This is a genomic window from Amycolatopsis sp. NPDC104819 (assembly GCF_055583145.1).
Genome location: NZ_JBVJON010000007.1, coordinates 121,808 through 140,718, shown reverse-complemented (window position 1 = coordinate 140,718; position 18,911 = coordinate 121,808). Strand labels below are relative to the sequence as shown.

Genomic DNA, 18,911 nt, shown 5'->3' with positions numbered 1-18,911 from the left:
GATGGCCCGGCACGCGCTGCTGATCGCGACCGAGACGTACGCGGACCCGGCGCTGCGCCGGCTCACCTCGCCCGGCGGTGACGCGCGGGCGCTGGCCGCGGTGCTGAGCGACCCGTCGGTGGCCGGTTTCGAGGTGACGACCCTGATCGACGAGCCGCACCACGTCGTCGGCGAAGCGGTCGGCGAGTTCTACCGCGGCCGCCGTCGCGACGAGCTGACGTTGCTGTACTTCACCGGCCACGGCGTCAAGGACGACGACGGCAGCCTGTACCTGGCGATGGCCAACACGCGCCGGGACAGCCTGATGTTCACGGCGCTGGCGGCGGAGCTGGTCGACCGCGCGATGGCCGGCTGCGCGTCCCGGCAGAAGGTGCTGGTCCTGGACTGCTGCTACAGCGGCGCCTTTCCCGCTGGCCGCCTGGCGAAGGCCGGGACGGACGTCCACACGCTGGAGCGGTTCCAGGGCCGCGGCCGCGCGGTGCTGACGGCGTCGGACGCGACGCAGTACTCGTTCGAGGGCGACGCGGTGGTGGGCTCGGCGGCGCGGTCGGTGTTCACGCGGCACCTGGTCGCGGGCCTGCGCGACGGCAGCGCGGACCTGGACGGCGACGGGGACGTCACGGTGGACGAGCTGTACAGCTACGTCCACGAGCGGGTCGTGGCCGAGATGCCCCGGCAGCGGCCCAAGCACCAGTCCGATGTGGAGGGTCGCATCGTGCTGGCGCGCAACCCGAGGTGGGCGCTGCCGGAGTACCTGCGGCACGGGCTGGCCAGCCCGATCGCGCTGGACCGGATGAACGCGCTGGAGGGGTTGAAGCGGCTCAATCGGGTGGGCAACGAGATGGTCCGAGAGCGGACGGCGGCCTCGATCCGGGGTCTGGTGGACGACGACAGCCGGCGGGTGTCGAGCGCCGCGGCCGCCTGGGTGGCGGAGGAGGACGGCCCGCCCGAGCCGGTGGTGGTCGAGCGGGAGCCGGTGGCCGAGTCTGGGGTTGCGGCGGATCGGGTGGTCCGGGTCGAGCCCGAGCCGGTGGTGGTCGAGCGGGAGCCGGTGGCCGAGTCTGCGGTTGCGGCGGTTCCGGTGGTCCGGGTCGAGCCCGAGCCGGTGGTGGTCGAGCGGAAGCCCGTGGCCGAGCCTGGGGTTGCGGCGGATCCGGTGGTCCGGGTCGAGCCGGAGCCGGAGTCGACGGCGGGACCGGCGGTGCGAGCCGAGCCGGGGCCGGTGGCCGAGTCTGGGGTTGCGGCGGAACCGATGGTCCGAGTCGAGCCCGAGCCGACGGTGGAACCGGCAGGACAAGCCGAGCCGGGGCCGGTGGCCGAGCCGGTCGCCGAACCCGAGCCGACGGGCACCGCCGCGAAGAGGCTCACCCGGCGGGTGAAGCTCATCCTCGCGGCGGTGGCCTTGCTCATCGTGGCCGGAATCGTCGTGCTGATCGTGGCACTGGCCGACAGCGGCACCGGCAGCGGCTCGAGCGGAGGCAGCAGCTACTCCAGATAGGCCTCCACGGCGTCCGCGGCCACCGGAACCCCGCCGTGACTCCGGATCTCCGCCTTCAGCGAAGCCAGCCGTGAGGCCACCGAAGCCGACGACGTCACCTCATCGACCGCCGCCCTCAGCGAAGCAGCCGAAACCGAGTCGGCCGGCAAGTGACGCCCCACTCCCAACGCCTCCAGTTGATCCGCATTCCCGAACTGGTCCGCCGCCTGCGGAACGGCCACCGTCGGCACTCCGAACCACAACGACTCGGTCGCCCCGCCCATCCCCGCGTGCGTGATGAACGCCGACGCCGCCTCGAGAACCGCCAGTTGCGGCACCGAAGCGAACACCTCCACCGACGGCGGCAGTGGTCCGAGGGAAGCCGGCGACACGTGCTTCCCGATCGACATCACCACGTGCCAGTCCGCAGCAAATGCCTCGATACACGCACGATAAACCGGCAGCTGGTCGTTGAACGCCGTCCCGAATGACACCAGCAGCACCGGACGCCCCGACGATGGCGGCGTCCACGACCGGTCGGCCAGCCGGGCCGGATCCAGGCAGGGCCCGACGAACCGCACGTGCGAGCCGACCCGGTCCGCGTGGGGCTGCATCGCCCGCGGGATCAGCGACAGGATCCGCGCGGGGTGACCCAGCCACTCCCACGCGTCGGCCTTGATGCCGTTCGCGCGGAGCCACCGGGTGAACGTCTCCGCGTAGTCCACACCGGACGGTGACGCCTTGATCGGGTCCATGACGGGCGCCATGTCCGCGTCGTAGCCCTCCCACGCCACCAGCGTCGGCGACAGCTGGACCGCCGGGACGTCGTACCGGGCGGCCAGCACCGGCGCGCCCAGGCCGCCGATGTCGTACAGCAGCAGGTCGGGCCGGTCGGTGTCGAACGTGGACGTCAGCTGGGGATGGATGGTGATGGCCTCGTCGAGGAAGACGCGCATCGCGTCGGCCGGGTCGTCCGGCCACACCGCGGCCTCGCCCAGCGGGAACGTCGTCGGGTGGGCGACCACGGAAGCGCCGGTCGGCGAGACCAGCGGGGCCAGCGGCTCGCCGACCACGTAGGACACCCGGTGCCCGCGGCGGACCAGCTCGGCGATCACGCCCAGCGACGGGTAGACGTGGCTCGGCGCGGTGCAGCCGACCATGACGATGTGTTTGCGCAGCATGAAGCTCCTTCAGAGGAAGAAAGAACCGACGGCGCGCAGATGAGGGGACCAGGCCCGGTGGGCGGGCGGTCCGGCGGTCACGCCGTCTCAGACGGAGCGGATCCGGATGAAGTAGATCATGTCCGGCACCGTAGGGGATCCCGGAACGACCGCGCCACCCGATTTCCACCTTTCGTAGGGCATTCGGGGCCGCCACCCCGTTCGCGGTCCCCGCGCGCCGGAAGCGGGTCTAGGGTTCACCCGCTTGAAGTCGGAGCCAAAAGGGAGAAAACAGTGAGACGTGCGTTTTTCGCCGCGGTGGCCGCCGCCGCGGTGGCGTCCGCGCTCGTGGCCGCGCCGGCCGCGACCGCCGCGCCCGCACCGGCAGCCGGGACCATCACCTGGGGGCCGTGCACCGATCCGACGCTGGTCGCCGCCGGCGCCGACTGCGGGTACCTGGGAGTCCCGCTCGACTACTCGAAGCCCCACGGCGAGCAGGTCCAGCTCGCCGTCAGCCGCGTCAAGCACAAGGTCGCGGACGCGCAGTACCAGGGCGTCATGCTGACCAACCCCGGCGGCCCCGGCGGCTCCGGCCTGCTGCTGGCCACCCGCGGCCCGAAGGTGCCCAACCACGCCGGTGACGCCTACGACTGGATCGGCTTCGACCCGCGTGGCGTCGGCGCCAGCAAGCCCGCGCTAAGCTGCGACGCGAACTACATGGACTACGACCGGCCCTCGTACCTGCCGATCACGCCGCAGATCGAGCGGACCTGGCTCGACCGCGCCAAGGGGTACGCGCAGGCCTGCGCGAAGAACAACCCGAAGGCCCTGCTGGAGAACATGAAGACGACCGACACGGTCAAGGACATGGACTCCATCCGCAAGGCGCTCGGCCAGAAGCAGCTGAACTTCTACGGCTACTCCTACGGCACCTACCTCGGCCAGGTCTACGGCTCGCTGTTCCCGCAGAACGTGCGGCGGATGGTGCTCGACTCCACGGTCGACCCGCGGGGCGTCTGGTACGGCGACAACCTCAACCAGGACGTCGCGTTCGACAAGAACATCCTGATCTGGTTCGGCTGGCTCGCCCAGCACGACGACGTCTACCACCTCGGCAAGACGCAGTCGGCGGTCCAGCACGTGGTCAACGAGCAGCTGCTCAAGGCGTCGTTCAACCCCGCCGGCGGCGTGATCGGGCCGGACGAGATCCTCGACGTCATCCAGCAGGCTTCGTACTACCAGCTCCGGTGGACGCTCCTGGGTGACGCGCTGTCCCGGTTCGTCAACCAGGGTGACTGGCAGAACTGGAAGTCGCTGTTCGAGGCCTTCGGTGGCCGCGGCGACGACAACGGCTACGCGGTGTACCTCGCCGTCCAGTGCACGGACGTCCAGTGGCCGCAGAGCTGGAACCAGTGGAAGGCCGACAACTGGAAGACCTTCGCCAAGGCGCCGTACTTCACCTGGCAGAACGCCTGGTTCAACGCGCCGTGCCTGTACTGGCCGGCGAAGGCGGGCAAGCCGACCAAGATCGACGGTCGTGGCGTGCCGAGCGTGCTGATGATCGACGAGACCCTGGACGCGGCGACGCCGTTCCCGGGCAGCCTCGAGGTCCGCAGCCGCTTCCCGGGCGCGTCGCTGATCGCGGAGCCGGGCGGCACGAGCCACGCGATCACCCCGCGCGGCAACGCGTGTGTCGACAACAAGATCGCGGACTACCTGGCGACGGGCGCGCTCCCGGCCCGCAAGCCGGGCCGCACGGCCGACGTCGAGTGCGCGCCGCTGCCCCAGCCGACACCGCCCGCGCCGACGGCGGCGAAGGCCGATCTCGGCGCGACGCAGGGGTTGGTCGCCGGGCGGTTCACCGGCTGACCTGCGTGAACCCTGAGTGACGGGGTGTCGGGCCCAGTGCCCGGCACCCCGTTTTTAATGCTTTCCGGCGCCGTGGGCTTTGAACTTGCGCGAGGTTTGTGTTACAAAGTTCGCAGCAACTTTGCGTTGCAAAGTCCACGAGCGAAGGGAGAGCGCCATGACTGGGGGACCGGCGTTCGCACTGCACCACCTGACCAAGCGGTTCGGCCGGGTCACCGCCGTCGACGGGGTGTCCGTCGAGGTCACGCCCGGCGAGGTCGTCGCGCTGCTCGGGCCGAACGGCGCGGGCAAGTCGACCACCGTCGACATGCTGCTGGGCCTGACCAAGCCGGACGCGGGGGAGGTCATCGTCGGCGGCGGCACCCCGCGGGAGGCCGTCGACCGGGGGCTGGTCGGCGCGATGATGCAGAACGGCGCGCTGCTCGGGGACGCCACCGTCGGCGAGCTCGTCGACCTCATCGTCTCGACGCACGCGAAGCCGCTGCCCGCCGCCGAGGTGATCGCGCGGGCGGGCCTCGAAAACCTCGTCAAACGCCGCTGCGGCAAGCTTTCCGGCGGCGAACGGCAGCGCGTCCGGTTCGCGCTCGCCCTCGCGGGCAACCCGGACCTGCTGGTGCTCGACGAGCCCACCGCGGCGATGGACGTCGACGGCAGGCGGGCCTTCTGGGCCGCCATCCGCGAGTTCGCCGCCACCGGCCGGACCGTGCTCTTCGCGACGCACTACCTCGCCGAGGCCGAGGACTACGCCGACCGCGTGGTGCTGATGCGGCACGGCGTCGTCGTCGCCGACGGCCCGGTCGCCGAGGTCCGGGCCGCGGTGTCCGGGCGGGTGCTCAAGGCCGCCGTGCCCGGCGCCACCGAAGCCGAGCTCGCGCAGCTCCCCGGCGTCACGACCGTGCAGCTGCGGGCCGGCCGCGCCGAGCTGGCCTGCGCCGACTCCGACACGGCGATCCGCGCGCTGCTCGCCGCGTACCCGGCCGCGGCCGACATCGAAATCACCGCATTGGGCCTCGAAGAAGCATTTCTGGCACTGACCGCCGAGGAGGTGGCCGCGTGAACACGACCTACCTGAGCCTGGAGATCAAGCGGATCGTCCGCAGTCCCCAGTTCACGATCTTCACCATCGGGATGCCGGTGGCGATGTTCGTGCTGTTCGGCTCGATCTTCGGCAAGCTCGCCACGCCGAGCGGCATCCCGGCGGACGTCGAGACGATGATCAAGCTCGCCGCGTACGGCGCGAGCGGCGGCGCGCTGTTCACCGGCACCCGGGTGGCGCAGGAGCGCACCGACGGCTGGCAGCGGCAGTTGCGCCTGACACCCATGCGCGGCCCCGGCTACCTCGTCGTCAAGGTCATCTCGGCGATGGCGGTGGCCCTGCCGGTGCTCGTCGTGGTGTTCGTCGCCGGGCTGGCGATGGGTGTCCACCTGACCGCCGCGCAGTGGGGCCTGGTGCTGGTGTCGCTATGGCTCGGCGTGCTCCCGTTCGCCGTGCTCGGGCTGGCCATCGGCCTGTTCGGCAAGGGCGACACGGTCGGCGCGGTCACCGGCGCGCTGATGATGCCGCTGGGCATGCTCGGCGGCCTCTGGATCCCGCTGTACGTCCTCCCGGACTGGATGGCGACGCTGGCGCACTTCTTCCCGACGTACTGGCTCGGCCGGATCGGGCTCGAGCCCCTCGCGCACGAGGGCGGAACGGGGCTCGCGGTGCTCGTGCTGGCGGGCTGGCTCCTCGTCCCGGCTCTGGTCGTGGTGCGCCGGTTCCGGCTGGACACGGCGCGGCTGTGAATGCTTGTTAACCTCCGTGCAGTACTGAGGGGTCTGCGCGGACGAAGGGCGGGACGGGTGGACGACGAGCCGTTGTCGGCGGAGGAGTCGCTGAACCTGATCGCCCAGCAGAACCGGCGCACGCGCCGGGAACTGGGCGGGGGCCCCGCGCGCATGCTGGCCGCGTGGGCCTTCGCCTGGATCGTCGGCTGGGGGTTCACCTACTTCGCGACGCGGACCGCGAGCATCCCGGGCTGGGTCGGCGGGGTGGTCGTCACCGTGCTGTTCCTCGGCGCGATGGGCTACACCGCGTTCGTGAGCGCCCGGGCCGGCCGGGGGATCCGCGGCCCGTCGCGGACCGTCGGCGCGATGTACGGCTACAGCTGGGCGCTCGTCTCGATCGGGCTGGCCGTCGTCGACATCCGGATCACGAACTTCGGCACGCTGTCCTCGGACCAGGTGTCGCTGCTCTGGTCGGGCACCTGGCTGCTGGTCACCGGCGTCATGTACCTCGCCGGCGGCATGCTCTGGCAGGACAAGCTGATGTACGGGCTCGGCGCGTGGATGATCGTGTCCGCGGCGCTGAGCGTGCTGGTCGGGTTCCCGGCGAACTTCCTGGTGCTGGCGATCTGCGGCGGAGGCGGGTTCCTGCTCGCCTCGATCGTCTACTTCGTGCGCGAGAAGCGCCGATGAGCGACCCGCTGCCGCAGCTCGACCCGGTCATCCACGCCCAGGCGCGGCTGCGGGTCACGGTCGCGCTCGCCGGGCTGCACGCGGCCGACCAGATCACCTTCCCACGGCTGCAGCAGCTGCTGGACATGACGGCCGGCAACCTTTCGACGCACCTGCGCAAGCTCGAAGACGCCGAGTACGTCGAGATCACCAAGGCCTACGAGCACCGCACGCCGGTCACCCTGGTCCGGCTGACCGCGGCCGGGCGCGCCGCGTTCGAGAGCTACACGAAGGCGCTGCACCAGCTGCTGGACGCCACCGGCGGGGAGTGACGTGGCCCGCTGGGTGATCCACCTCGACCTGGACGCCTTCTACGCGTCGGCCGAACAGCTCACGCGGCCGACGCTGGCCGGGCGCCCGGTCCTCGTCGGCGGGCTCGGGCCACGCGGTGTCGTCGCGGGCGCGAGCTACGAATCCCGCGCGTTCGGCATCAAGTCGGCGATGCCGATGGCCCAGGCGCGGCGGCTGCTGCCGGCCAACGGCGTGATCGTGCCGCCGCGGTTCCGCGTCTACGAGCGGCTCAGCCAGGCGGTGTTCGCCGTGGTCACGGCGGTGGCGCCGGTGCTGGAGAAGATCTCCCTCGACGAGGCCTTCGCCGAACCCCCGCAGCTCGTGGGGGCTTCTTTCGAGGCGGTCACGGAGTTCTGCGCCTCGCTGCGGTCCGCGATCCGGTCGGAGACGGGCCTGGTCGCGTCGATCGGCGCGGGCAACGGCAAGCAGATCGCGAAGATCGCTTCCGACGAGGCCAAACCGGACGGCCTGCTGGTGGTGCCGCAGGGCACCGAACGCGAGTTCCTCGCACCGCTGCCGGTGCGCGCGCTGTGGGGGATCGGCCCGGTCGCCGAGGGCAAGCTGCGGTTCATCGGCGTCCAGACACTGGGACAGCTCGCGGCACTGTCCGAACAGGACGCCGTCGCCACGCTCGGCGGGGTGATCGGGCGCGACCTGCGCCGCCTCGCGACGGGCTTCGACGACCGCCCGGTGGCCGACCGCGGCGAGACCAAGCAGGTCAGCGCGGAGACGACGTTCGACACCGACATCATCGACCTGGCCACACTCCGCGCCGAGGTCCGCCGCATCGCGGTCGGCGCGCACGCGCGCCTGGTGAAGGCTGAGCGCGTCGCGCGCACGGTGGTGATCAAGCTGCGGCACACGGACATGCACACGGTGACCCGTTCCGAGACGATCTCGGCCCCGACGGACGACCTGGCAGAGCTGTCGGCAACGGCGGAGCGCCTCCTGCTGGACCCGGCGGAGTTCGGCGGCATCCGCCTGGCGGGGGTCGCCTACAGCGGCCTTTCGGTGCCCCACCAGGACGCGCTGTTCACCCTCGCGGTCCCGGAAACCCCGGCGTCCACGGTGGTCTCGGCCGCCCCGGCCCCGGTCGCACCACCACCCTCGACGTGGCGCCAGGGCGACGACGTCGTGCACGAAGAGCACGGCACCGGCTGGGTCCAGGGCGCGGGCCACGGAAGGGTGACGGTCCGGTTCGAGACCTGCTCGAGCGGCCCCGGCGTGGCCAGGACCTTCGAGCAGACCGACCCCGCGTTGCGTCGCGGTGAGCCGGGTGACTGCCTCAAGTGAGCCCGATGTGACATCGTGGAGTGCGGTGGTCACAGAGGGGGTTGCATGGCGGGGAACGCGGCTGAGCTGGTCCGGCGAGCGCGGGCGGTGCTGTTCGACTGCGACGACACGGTGCTCGCCACCGCGAAGTCCCGCTGGAGCATCCTCGTCGCGACAGCCCGCTCGTTCGGCGTCACGCTCACCCGGGAAGCCATCGAGGCCGCGTGGGGGCTCCCGTTCGACCGGTTCGTCGCGGCGATCGTGCCGTCGGTCGATCCCGAGGCGTTCGTCGGGCGCTACCGGCTCGCGATGAGCGTGCGCCGCCCGGAAGCCGCGCCGGGCGCGCCGGAGCTGCTCGGCCACCTCGCGGCCCGGTCGGTGCGGATGGAGATCGTCACCGGCGGCAGCCGCGCCCTGGTCACGCAGGACCTGGACGCGCTCGGCCTCACCGGTCACTTCGCGCGGATCTACGGACACGAGGAAACCCCGTTCCACAAACCGGATCCGCGAGTGCTCGACGTGGTGCTCGAGAACCTGGCGCGCGATGGGTACGACCCGGCCGAGCTGGTGTTCATCGGGGACAGCCTGCGCGACTTCCAGGTCGCCGAGGCGCGGGCCGTCCCCTTCGTCGGCGTGTTGAGCGGCCTGGAGCCCGCCGCCGGCTTCACGGCGGCGGGCTTGCCGGACGAGCGGATCGTCGGTGACCTCACTCAGCTGCTGCCGAGCTGAGGCCTCACTCCGCCGAGCAGCCCTGCAGCTTGGCGACTTCCTGTCCCGCCAGCAGGAACGCACCGACGCCATACGCCGCGGTGTCCGTGGCCTTCGCCGTCGCCGGGCGGTCGCCGACCGGCTGGACATAACCGACCAGGCCGTTGGGCTGCAACGCCTTCGCCGACAGCGCCGTCCACGCCTTGTCCACCACCGGGCGGTAGCGCGCGGCGTCGAGGATGCCCGCGTTGACGCCCCAGCCGATGCCGAACGTGAAGAGCGCCGTGCCGCTGGACTCCGGGCCGCCGTGGTCGAACGGGTTCAACAGGTCCGCGTTCCAGAAGCCGTCACGGCGCTGCAGCAGGGACAGCGTGAACGCCATCTTCTTGTACACCCGCAGGTACTCCGGCCGCCGCGGGTCGTTGGCCGGGAGGACCTGCAGCACCTTCGTCAGGGCCGAGAGGGCCCAGCCGTTGCCGCGCGACCAGAACACCGCCGAGCCGGTGAACCGCGCGTCGCGGTACCACAAGCCCGTGAGCTCGTTGAACAGCTTGTGTTCCGACGACTTGAACAAGCGGTCCATCGCGTCCAAATAGGACGGATCGTGGTCGATGACGCTCATCCGCGCGAACGAGGGCATCGCCATGTTCAGCGCGTCGACGTAGTTCCAGTAGTCGCGGTGCCCCGCCTGCACCGACGCGACCTCGTCCTTGATGCGGGCGCGGATCGAGTCGAGCGGGGCTTCCGGGTGGAAGTACGTGTAGAGGTCGAGGTACGCCTCGCCGGCGGCCTGGTTGTCCGGGAAGAACGGCCGCTTCGGGTCGGTCGGCAGCTGGTAGCCGTTGGCCTGCGCCCACGGCAGCGTCTTGTGGTTCGACTGGCCGGTGGTCCGGACCAGTGCGAGGTTGCCGACGTGGAACGTCGCGTTCTGCCAGTCCGGCGCGTCCAGGTTCGTCCCGTTGGTCACCCAGTAGTTGCCCGCGGACACCATCTGGCCGGTGATGGCGCACTCGGCCGGCGCCGCGACGGCGGCCGGGGCCGAGAACAGCCCGCTCGTCACCACCACGGCCGCGAGCACGCCGAAGCCACGAATTCCCGGGAAACGCATGAATGCGTCCTCCTCAATGATCGGTTCCGGGGGTCCGGGTGGCGGAGCCCCCGGCCAGGGGCGAAGCCCCTGATGGTCGAGCACGTCATGGCGGCGGGTGGGTCGCAGCGAGTGTTCAGGCTTCCCGGTGGACGTGTCAAGGTGCCGGTGAGTGGTACGGCGCAACGGTTTCCAGCAACCGGCGCGACGCGGACTCGGCGCCGTCGGCGTTCTTCGCCAGCACCAGCGTGAGCACCCGGGAGTGCGCGACGAGCGTGTTGCCCCCGGGCAGCTCCATCGGCTCGCCGTGTGCCCGCAGCGCCGCGACGACGGGCACCTGCAGCTGCGCGATGAGCGCGTTGCCGGAAGCGCGGATCAACGCCGCGTGGAAGTCCGAGTCGGCGTTGTGGAAGGCCGCGGTGTCCTGGCGTTCCACCGCGTCCGCCATCAGCTCGTAGGCCGCGGCCATCGCCGAAAGCTCGCCCGGACGCCGGTGGTGCGCGGCCAGCCGGGCCGCCTGCGGCTCGATCGTCAGCCGCAGTTCGAGCAGCTCGTGCAGGTGGTGGCGGCGGCCGGGACCGTTGATGCGCCAGCCGATGACGTCCGGGTCGATCGCGTCCCACGCCTCCGGGGGCAACGTCCACGTGCCGACGCGCGGCCGCGCGGTCACCATGCCCTTCGACTCCAGCACGCGCAGCGCTTCGCGGACCACCGTCCGGGAGGCGGAGAAGCGCCGGCCGAGCTCCTCGGGGACGAGCGGCTGCCCGTCCCCGAGAACGCCTTCGACGATGAGCCTGCCCAGTTCGTCGACTATCCGGGCGTGGAGGTTCACCGCTACTCGGGCAGGCCGACGCGGCGCTCCCCGCTGCGCAGCTGCTGCAGCACGACCGCGATCACCAGCAGGGCGCCGTGCGCGACGTTCTGCCAGAACGGGTTGATGCCCAGCCCGGACATGCCGTTGTCGAGCACCCCGAGGATGATCACCGCGAGCACCGTCGAAATGATCGATCCGCGACCGCCCTTGAGCATCGTGCCGCCGAGCGCGGCGCCGGTGACGGCCTGCAGCTCCAGGCCTTCCGACCCGGACACGGGCTGGCCCGAGCCGGTGCGCGCGGTGATCAGGACGCCCGCGACCGCCGCGACGACGCCGGCGAGGGCGTAGACGCCGATGATGTACCGGTTGATGTTGATGCCGGCCAGGCGGGCGGCGGTGTCGTTGCCGCCGATCGCGTAGACGTTGCGGCCGATGTCGGTGTACTTCAGCAGGAAGTGCAGGGCCGCGGCGACGATCAGGAACACCCACACCAGCGACGGCAGGCCCGCGATCGCGCCCTTGGCCAGGAAGATGAACAGGTCGTCCCCGCCGGTGTAGCCCTGCGACTTGCCGTCGGAGATGACCTGCGCGATGCCCTTGTAGGTGGCCAGCATGGCCAGCGTCGCGACCACCGGGTTGACCCGGCCGAAGATGATGATCATGCCGTTGACCAGGCCGCAGAGGATGCCGACGCCGACCGCGGCGAGGATGCCGACCTCGGCGTTGCCGGTCGAGGTGAACACCATCGCCGAGATCACCGAGGCGAGCCCGGCCATCGAGCCGACGGAGATGTCCAGGGCGCCCAGGATGATCACCAGGGTCTGCACCAGGGCGAGCAGCCCCATGATGGTGATCGCGCTGCCGATGAGCAGCAGGTTGTTGGTGCGCAGGAAGTTGTCGTTGAGGATGCTCAGCAGCACGATCAACGCGATCAGCGTGATGATCAGGCTGGAGTTCTGCACACCGATGCCGGTGAGCACACGGCGCGCGGCGCTCGGTTGCGCCGGGGCGGCAGGGGCCGTCGTTTCCTTCGTGGGGGTGCTCATGCGCCGATCTCCTGGGCTTCTTCCACGGCTGGTTCGGTTTCGGGGATGGCGAGGGTCAGCACGGCTTCCTCGGTCGCGTCGTCACGGCCGATCTCGCCGGCCAGGCGCCCGGCGCGCATCACGAGGATGCGGTCGGCGAGCGTCAGGACCTCGGGCAGGTCGGAGGAGATGACCAGCAGGGCGATGCCTTCCGCGGCGAGGCCGTCGATGATCCGGTAGATCTCGGCCTTCGCGCCGACGTCGACCCCGCGCGTCGGCTCGTCGAGGATCAGCAGCTTCGGCCGCCGCGCGAGCCACCGCGCGAGCACGGCCTTCTGCTGGTTGCCGCCCGACAGCTTCCGGACTTCCTGCTCCATCGACGGTGTCCGCACGCGAAGCTCGCGGATGTACTCCTCGACGAGCGCGCGTTCCTTCGCGCGCTTCACGACGCGGAAGCGGCGAAGACGGTCCAGGACGGAGATGGAGATGTTGTCGCGCACGGACCGCTGCATCAGCAACGCGTCCGTCTTGCGCTCTTCGGGCGCGAAGCCGATGCCCGCCTTGACGGCGTCACCCGGGTTGCTCGCGCGCAAGCGTTTGCCGGCCAGCTCGACGGTCCCGGAGCGGATCGGGAGGTCCCCGACGATCGCGCGCGCCAGCTCGGAGCGTCCCGCGCCGACCAGCCCGGCCAGGCAGACGACCTCACCCGCGCGGACCTGCAGCGAGATGCCGGTGACGTCGTCGGTCGTGACGTCGTCCAGCTTGAGCACGATGTTGCCGGTGTCCTGCGTGACGCGGCGTTCGAGGGCCGAGAGGTCACGGCCGATCATCATCCGCACGAGGCCGGGCTCGTCGGTCTCCGCGACCTGCTGGACGCCGACGAGCTTCCCGTCGCGCAGCACCGCGACGCGGTCGGCGAGCTGGAAGATCTCCTTCATCCGGTGCGAGACGTAGACGACCGCGACCCCGCTGTCGCGCAGCCGCCCGATCAGCCGGAAGAGTGCTTCGACCTCGTGTTCCGACAGCGACGACGTCGGCTCGTCGAAGGCGATCACCTTCGGCGGGGTGGCCGCGGTGAGCACCCGCAGGATCTCGACGATCTGGCGCTGGGCGGCCGACAGCTTGACACCGAGCGTCGCCGGGTTGAGGACACCCTCGAAGCCGTACTCGGCGAGCGCGTCCTGCGTCGCCTTCAGGAGCGTGCGGCGGTTGAAGACCCGCGCCTCGGCCGGGAGCTCGCCGACGAAGACGTTCTCCGCCACCGAAACGTGCGGGATGATCTCGGGTTCCTGGTAGATCACGCGCACCCCGGCGGCCATCGCCGCGCGCGGGGTGTCGAAGGTGACTTCGGCGCCGTCGAGGAGCAGGCGGCCGTCGTCGGGGCCCTGGTCGCCGGAGAGGACGCGCAGCAGCGTCGACTTCCCGGCGCCGTTCTCGCCCATCAGCGCGAGGACCTCGCCGGAGCGGATCTCCAGCGAGACGTCGTCGAGGGCGGTGACGCCGGAGAAGCGCTTGCCGATGCCCTCGACGGCGAGCGCGGGTGAAGAGGAGGACATGGTCGCCTTCCGTACGGCGGTCGTGAGTGTTTAGGGCGGTTAGAACCGCCCTAAACACTCACGAGGGGTCGGTCAGGTGCAGTTGACGCCGGCCTGCTTGTAGTTGTCCTTGTTGACGATCGTGGTCTTCGCGATCGTCTCCGCGGGCAGCTCCTTGCCGTTCTTCACCTTGTCCACCAGCACCTGGATCGCCGAACGGCCGACCTCGGCGCCGGAGATGTAGAGCGCGGACTTGTTGCCGGTGTCCTTGCCCGCGGCCCAGTCCTTGCAGTCGAGGTACGCGCCGAGCCCGACGCCGATGATGTTGTTCGCCTGCACGCCGGAGTTGGCGAGCGCGGTGACCACGCCGGTCTCGTTCTCGTCGTTGCAGCCCCAGACGACCCAGTGCTTCACCCCCGGGTTCGAGCCGATCACGGCGCCGGAGCGGTTCTGCGCGTCGACGGGGGAGTTGTCGGTGCCGACGTCGATCACCTGGACGTCCGCGCCCGCGGACTTCGCGAACGCCGCCTTCGAGGCGTTGACGCGGTCGGTGCAGACGGTGAGGTCCTGCTTGTAGGCGCTGATGATCTTCGTGTCGGCGGCGGACCAGCCGGCGGCCTTGAACAGCTTCCCGGCCTCGGTGCCGACGGAGTCGCCCATCTGGCTGCCGTTGAAGCCGACGAACGGGGCCTTCGCGCCGGTGCCGTCCTTGATGACGTCGTCGGAGGCGATCAGCGGGATGCCGGCGCTCTTGGCCTTGTCGATCACCTGCGGGCCGATGGCCTGGTCGGGGACGACGATGGCGACGCCGTTCGCGCCCTGCGCGACCGCGGCGTCCAGTTCGGTGATCGCCTTGTTGGCGTCCTGGCCGAGGTTGACGACCTTGAGCTCGACGCCGAGCTCCTTCGCCTTCTCCTGCGCCCCCTGCGCCTGCTCGACGAAGTACTGCTGGTCACCCTGTTTCTGCAGGTAGTACAGGGTGATCTTGCCGTTGGCGGGCGCCGACTGCTGCGGTGCCGCGGTGTCCTTGCCGGAGGAGCAGGAAGCCATCAAGACACCGGAAATCAAACAACAACCAACAACGCTCCAGGTGCGGAACCTGTGCGAGTGTGGGGACATCGTTGCTCCCAAGGAGGCCGAGGTTCGAATGGCGCGTGGGGGCGCCGGTGGGTGACTGGTATTACAAAACACCCGTTCGTGGAGCGTCAAGGTGGAGTTAGCGGAGCGAGACCTACTCTCCGTGATCAAATGACCGCGCGCGCTCGGCCATTTATAGTATTTTTTACCCGCTGTCCTGGGCGTTGTCCGGTTTTGTCCTGTGCGAATGTTGTGATCGGTGTTGTCGACTGTGGTGCGATTGGCCGCTGACCGGGATGCCGTCTCTGCCGGATTCGCCCGGCTGGCAGGATGACCGGACCACGCCCGGAGGGGGACCGATGACGAAGCACCGCGTCGCCGCGCTCGCCGGTGTCGCCGTCCTGGCGGCCGCCTGCAGCAGCCCGCCGCAGTCCGGCCCGGCGCCGACACCGTTCCCGGAGACGCCTTCTTCTTCGGCCGCGGCGGCGCCCGAGGGGTCGTTCAGCGTCGTCGCCACCGGTGACGTCCTGATCCACCCGGCGCTGACCGAGCAGGCCGAGGCCGACGGCGGCGGCGGGAAGATCGACTACCGCCCGCTGCTGGCCGGGGTCAAGCCGCTGATCTCCGGCGCCGACCTGGGGATCTGCCACCTCGAGACGCCGCTGGCGCCGGAGGGCGGGCCCTACAGCGGGTACCCGTCGTTCAGCGCGCCGCCGGAGATCGCCGACGCGCTCAAGGACACCGGCTACGACACGTGCTCGACGTCGTCGAACCACACCATCGACCAGGGCGCCGACGGGGTGAAGCGGACCCTCGACAAGCTCGACGAGGTCGGCCTCGAGCACACCGGCTCGGCCCGGTCGGCCGCCGAAGCCGCGAAGCCGCTGATCCTCGACGTCCACGGGGTGAAGGTCGCGCAGGTGTCGTACGCGTTCGGCTTCAACGGCATCAAGGTGCCGGCCGGAAAGCCGTGGCTGGCCAACCAGATCGACGTCGACGACGTCCTGGCGGCAGCGCGCAAGGCGCGGGAGGCGGGCGCGCAGGTCGTGATCGCGAGCCTGCACTGGGGAGTCGAGTACCAGCACGACCCGACGGCCGAGCAGCGCTCGCAGGCCAAGAAGATCCTGGCGTCGGACGACGTCGACCTGATCGTCGGCCACCACGCCCACGTGGTCCAGCCGTTCGAGAAGATCGGCGACAAGTGGGTCGCGTACGGGCTCGGCAACAGCGTCGCCCGCCACTCCGACCCGCGCGGGGACACCGAAGAGGGCGCGGCGGCGCGTTTCCGCTTCGTCCGCGACGGCGACCGCTGGAAGGTCGACAAGGCCGAGTACGTCCCGACCTACATCAAGCTCGACGCCCCGATCCGCCTTCTCGACTTGTCGACAACCCCGGCGTCCGCGCAGGTCACCAAGGCCCTGGCCGACACGGACAAGAACATCCTGAGTCTCAAAGCCGACAAATCCGGCCTAACCCGCCCCGGCAAGTAACGGACGACACGCGTACCTGCGCGGACGACACGCGTACGCAGGCGGACGACACGCCGGGCAGGGCGAGTGCTCGCCGTGTCGTCCATCCAGGTACGCGTGTCGTCCACCGGGGTACGCGTGTCGTCCGTTCCGGTACGCGGGTTCAGTGGGTGCGGGTGGTGATCAGGCGGGCCAGGGCGGCCAGCTCGGCTGCCGGGCGGGGGACCGGGTTTTCCGCGGCCAGCTCGCGAAGTCCCTTCGCCACCAACGCGGCGGCCTGGGCCTGGCTCCACTGGCGGCCGCCGGCCTCGTCGACCAGGGCGGCCGCGCGGGACAGCTCCGCCTCGTCGAGCGGGTCCGTGCCGCCGTAGAGCGACGCCAGCTCCGTGCCCGCCGCGGTGCCGGACGACAACGCCGTCACCACCGGCAGCGACTTCTTGCGGTTCTGCAGGTCCGAGTACACCGGCTTGCCCGTCTCGACGGGGTCGCCCCAGATCCCGAGCAGGTCGTCGACGTGCTGGAACGCCAGCCCGACCGACCGGCCGAACTCGCCGAACCGCGCCACCGTGTCGTCCCGGCCGCTGAGCAACGCGCCGAGCTCGCACGACGCCGCGATCAGGGCCGCCGTCTTGCCGCCGGCCATGCGGACGCACTCCGCGGGCGTGACGTCGTCGCGCTGCTCGAAGTCGAGGTCGGCGGCCTGCCCTTCGAGCAGGTCGAGCACGCCCTGGGACAGCAGCTTCGCGCCCTCGGGGGTCAGCTGCTCGAAGGCCAGGCTCAGCAGCGCGTCCCCGGCGAGCACGGCCGGGCCGGTGCCGAACACCGTCCAGGCGGTCGGCCGGTGGCGGCGGGTCGTGTCGCCGTCCATGACGTCGTCGTGCAGCAACGAGAAGTTGTGCACGAGCTCGACCGCGACCGCCGCGGGGACGGCGTCCACCGGCTCGGCGCCCACCGCCTCCGCGCACAGCAGCACCAGCGCCGGCCGCAGGGCCTTGCCGCCGTCGGCCGAAGTCGGCTCACCCTGAGCGTCCCACCAGCCGAAGTGGTACCCGGCGATCCGCCGCATCACCTCCGGCAGCCCCTCGGCGGCGACGCGCAGCGCCGGGTCGACGAGGCTTTTGCTCCACGCCAGGACGTCGGCGACCGGCCGGGCCGCGGTGCGGGTGTTCATGGCCGTCATGATCGCCCGATTTCGACGTCGTCGAGTACGCCGAGCGCGTCCGGGACCAGCACAGCCGCGGAGTGGTAGGCGCTGACCAGGTAGGAGGTCACCGCGCGGTCGTTGATGCCCATGAACCGGACGTTGAGCCCGGGCTGGTATTCGTCGGGCAGGTCTTTGGGCCGGAGGCCGATGACGCCGGCGTCGTCTTCGCCGACGCGCATGGCCAGGATCGAGGTGGTCCCGGTGTCGGTGACGGGGATTTTGTCGCAGGGCAGGATGGGGACGCCGCGCCAGGCCATGACGCGTTTCCCGTCGAGCAGGGCGGTGTCGGGGTAGACGCGGGTGGCGGTGCATTCCCGCCCGAACGCCGCGATCGCCCGCGGATGGGCGAGGAAGAACTTGGTTTTGCGGCGGCGGCAGAGCAGGTCGTCGAGGTCGAGGGGGGTGGGTGGGCCGGTGCGGGTGGTGAGGCGGTGTTTGAGGTCGACGTTGTGCAGGAGCCCGAAGTCGGTGTTGTTGACCAGTTCGTGTTCTTGCCGTTCCCGCAACGCTTCCACGGTGAGCCGGAGTTGTTGTTCGAGCTGGTTCATGGGCTGGTTGTAGAGGTCGGTGACGCGGTTGTGCACCCGCAGGACGGTTTGGGCGACGGCGAGGTCGTATTCGCGCGGTGAGGGGTCGTAGTCGACGTAGGTGCCGGAGAGGATCGGTTCGCCGTCGTGACCGGCGGAGAGGTCGATGGTGGCTTCGCCTTTGGGGTTCTGCGGTTTCCGTGGCCGTCCGATCGCTTCGGCGACGTGGGCGCGCAGGGATTCGGAGCGGCCGTTGAGGCGGGCGTAGGTGGTGGCGGGCAGGACGAGGGCGATGACGCGGGTGGCGGCGCGGGCGGTGAACGTCCAGGTGGTGTTGTCGCGGGCGAGCAGTTCGGCGCCGAGGTGGTCGCCGTCGGTGGCGGTGCCCAATGTGGTTTCGTCGCCGTATTCGCCGCGGCCGTGGCGGGTGACTTTGCCGTGGGCGATGAGAATCAGCGTGTCGAGTGGTTCGCCGGCGGTGAGCAGGGTGGCGCCGGGTTCGTATTCGCGTTGTTCGAAGGCGTCGGCGAGGGCGGCCAGGGCGTGTTCGTCGCTGAAGCCGCGGAGGAGTTCGAGTTCGGTGAGTTCGGCGGGTACGACCTGGACTCGGGAGCCGGTGGTGCAGAAGCTGACTTTGCCGTCGCCGATGGTGTAGGTGAGGCGGCGGTTGACGCGGTAGGAGCCGGCGGGGACGTCGACCCAGGGCAGCTGGGAGAGCAGCCAGCGGGTGGTGATGCCGCGCATCTGCGGCAGGGTTTTGGTTGTCGTCGTGAGGGTCCGTGCCGCCGTGACGCTCAGCGACAGCTGGGCGGACGCCGGTTCTTCGGTGACTGTCAAGGTTTCACGCGCCGATCGGGTTCAGGCGGTTCGGGGAGACGGGTGCCCGCGGTCTTCGGCACG

General features: G+C 70.6%; 17 protein-coding genes. 9 read left to right on the top strand and 8 right to left on the bottom strand.

All coding sequences use genetic code 11. The annotated features are described in order from the left end of the window. Position 1 precedes the first annotated feature (1 nt). The gene (locus ACZ63E_RS23280) at positions 2-1,498 is read left to right on the top strand and encodes a caspase, EACC1-associated type (RefSeq protein ID WP_465338216.1); all 1,497 of its coding nucleotides are present in this window, start codon (positions 2-4) and stop codon (positions 1,496-1,498) included. Here ACZ63E_RS23280 and ACZ63E_RS23275 read toward each other — a convergent pair. Continuing rightward, entirely contained in the window at positions 1,486-2,658 is a 1,173-nt protein-coding gene (locus ACZ63E_RS23275; protein ID WP_465338215.1) for a macrolide family glycosyltransferase, read from the bottom strand. The two genes, ACZ63E_RS23280 and ACZ63E_RS23275, sit on opposite strands and share 13 nt — an antisense overlap. A 297-nt stretch (positions 2,659-2,955) precedes the next feature. Here ACZ63E_RS23275 and ACZ63E_RS23270 point away from each other — a divergent pair, with 297 nt between their 5' ends. The 7 genes from ACZ63E_RS23270 (at position 2,956) to ACZ63E_RS23240 (ending at position 9,294) form a co-directional block, all read left to right on the top strand. Continuing rightward, positions 2,956-4,506: an alpha/beta hydrolase gene (locus ACZ63E_RS23270; protein WP_465338581.1), complete on the top strand. Its 1,551-nt coding sequence runs from the start codon at positions 2,956-2,958 to the stop codon at positions 4,504-4,506. Positions 4,507-4,663: 157 nt separating this feature from the next. Then, on the top strand, positions 4,664-5,563 hold the full coding sequence (locus ACZ63E_RS23265) for an ABC transporter ATP-binding protein (RefSeq protein ID WP_465338214.1): 900 nt from the start codon (positions 4,664-4,666) through the stop codon (positions 5,561-5,563). Continuing rightward, complete coding sequence (locus ACZ63E_RS23260; protein WP_465338213.1) at positions 5,560-6,291, top strand: ABC transporter permease; 732 nt, start codon at positions 5,560-5,562, stop codon at positions 6,289-6,291. Before ACZ63E_RS23265 ends, ACZ63E_RS23260 begins: the two co-directional genes overlap by 4 nt. Before the next feature lie 57 nt (positions 6,292-6,348). Beyond that, positions 6,349-6,963 (top strand): hypothetical protein, encoded by a 615-nt coding sequence (locus ACZ63E_RS23255; protein ID WP_465338212.1) that lies wholly within the window; start codon positions 6,349-6,351, stop codon positions 6,961-6,963. Beyond that, positions 6,960-7,274, top strand: a complete 315-nt coding sequence (locus ACZ63E_RS23250) for a winged helix-turn-helix domain-containing protein (RefSeq protein WP_465311443.1) — start codon at positions 6,960-6,962, stop codon at positions 7,272-7,274. The genes ACZ63E_RS23255 and ACZ63E_RS23250 overlap by 4 nt, the downstream gene beginning before the upstream one ends. 1 nt (position 7,275) lies before the next feature. Continuing rightward, positions 7,276-8,586, top strand: a complete 1,311-nt coding sequence (locus tag ACZ63E_RS23245) for a DNA polymerase IV (RefSeq protein WP_465338211.1) — start codon at positions 7,276-7,278, stop codon at positions 8,584-8,586. A gap of 45 nt (positions 8,587-8,631) precedes the next feature. Continuing rightward, positions 8,632-9,294, top strand: a complete 663-nt coding sequence (locus tag ACZ63E_RS23240; protein WP_465338210.1) for an HAD family hydrolase — start codon at positions 8,632-8,634, stop codon at positions 9,292-9,294. Between the two features lie 4 nt (positions 9,295-9,298). Here the strand turns inward: ACZ63E_RS23240 and ACZ63E_RS23235 are convergent, their stop codons facing one another. The 5 genes from ACZ63E_RS23235 to ACZ63E_RS23215 form a co-directional block, all read right to left on the bottom strand. Then, positions 9,299-10,381, bottom strand: a complete 1,083-nt coding sequence (locus ACZ63E_RS23235) for a glycoside hydrolase family 88 protein (RefSeq protein ID WP_465338209.1) — start codon at positions 10,379-10,381, stop codon at positions 9,299-9,301. 136 nt (positions 10,382-10,517) lie between these two features. Further along, positions 10,518-11,192, bottom strand: a complete 675-nt coding sequence (locus ACZ63E_RS23230) for a FadR/GntR family transcriptional regulator (protein ID WP_465311439.1) — start codon at positions 11,190-11,192, stop codon at positions 10,518-10,520. A 2-nt stretch (positions 11,193-11,194) separates the two neighbouring features. Beyond that, positions 11,195-12,220: an ABC transporter permease gene (locus tag ACZ63E_RS23225; RefSeq protein ID WP_465311438.1), complete on the bottom strand. Its 1,026-nt coding sequence runs from the start codon at positions 12,218-12,220 to the stop codon at positions 11,195-11,197. After that, positions 12,217-13,755: a sugar ABC transporter ATP-binding protein gene (locus ACZ63E_RS23220; RefSeq protein WP_465338208.1), complete on the bottom strand. Its 1,539-nt coding sequence runs from the start codon at positions 13,753-13,755 to the stop codon at positions 12,217-12,219. The genes ACZ63E_RS23225 and ACZ63E_RS23220 overlap by 4 nt, the downstream gene beginning before the upstream one ends. Before the next feature lie 72 nt (positions 13,756-13,827). Beyond that, the gene (locus ACZ63E_RS23215) at positions 13,828-14,802 is read right to left on the bottom strand and encodes a substrate-binding domain-containing protein (protein ID WP_465338207.1); all 975 of its coding nucleotides are present in this window, start codon (positions 14,800-14,802) and stop codon (positions 13,828-13,830) included. A gap of 368 nt (positions 14,803-15,170) precedes the next feature. Between ACZ63E_RS23215 and ACZ63E_RS23210 the strand changes: the two genes are divergently transcribed. Continuing rightward, a complete protein-coding gene (locus ACZ63E_RS23210) occupies positions 15,171-16,301 on the top strand; it encodes a CapA family protein (RefSeq protein ID WP_465338206.1) in 1,131 nt (376 codons plus the stop codon). Between the two features lie 142 nt (positions 16,302-16,443). Here ACZ63E_RS23210 and ACZ63E_RS23205 read toward each other — a convergent pair whose 3' ends face one another. Together ACZ63E_RS23205 and ACZ63E_RS23200 are read right to left on the bottom strand one after the other, a co-directional pair. Then, positions 16,444-17,460, bottom strand: a complete 1,017-nt coding sequence (locus ACZ63E_RS23205; protein WP_465338205.1) for a family 2 encapsulin nanocompartment cargo protein polyprenyl transferase — start codon at positions 17,458-17,460, stop codon at positions 16,444-16,446. Beyond that, complete coding sequence (locus tag ACZ63E_RS23200; RefSeq protein WP_465338204.1) at positions 17,457-18,848, bottom strand: family 2B encapsulin nanocompartment shell protein; 1,392 nt, start codon at positions 18,846-18,848, stop codon at positions 17,457-17,459. The genes ACZ63E_RS23205 and ACZ63E_RS23200 overlap by 4 nt, the downstream gene beginning before the upstream one ends. Between the last annotated feature and the right edge of the window lie 63 nt (positions 18,849-18,911).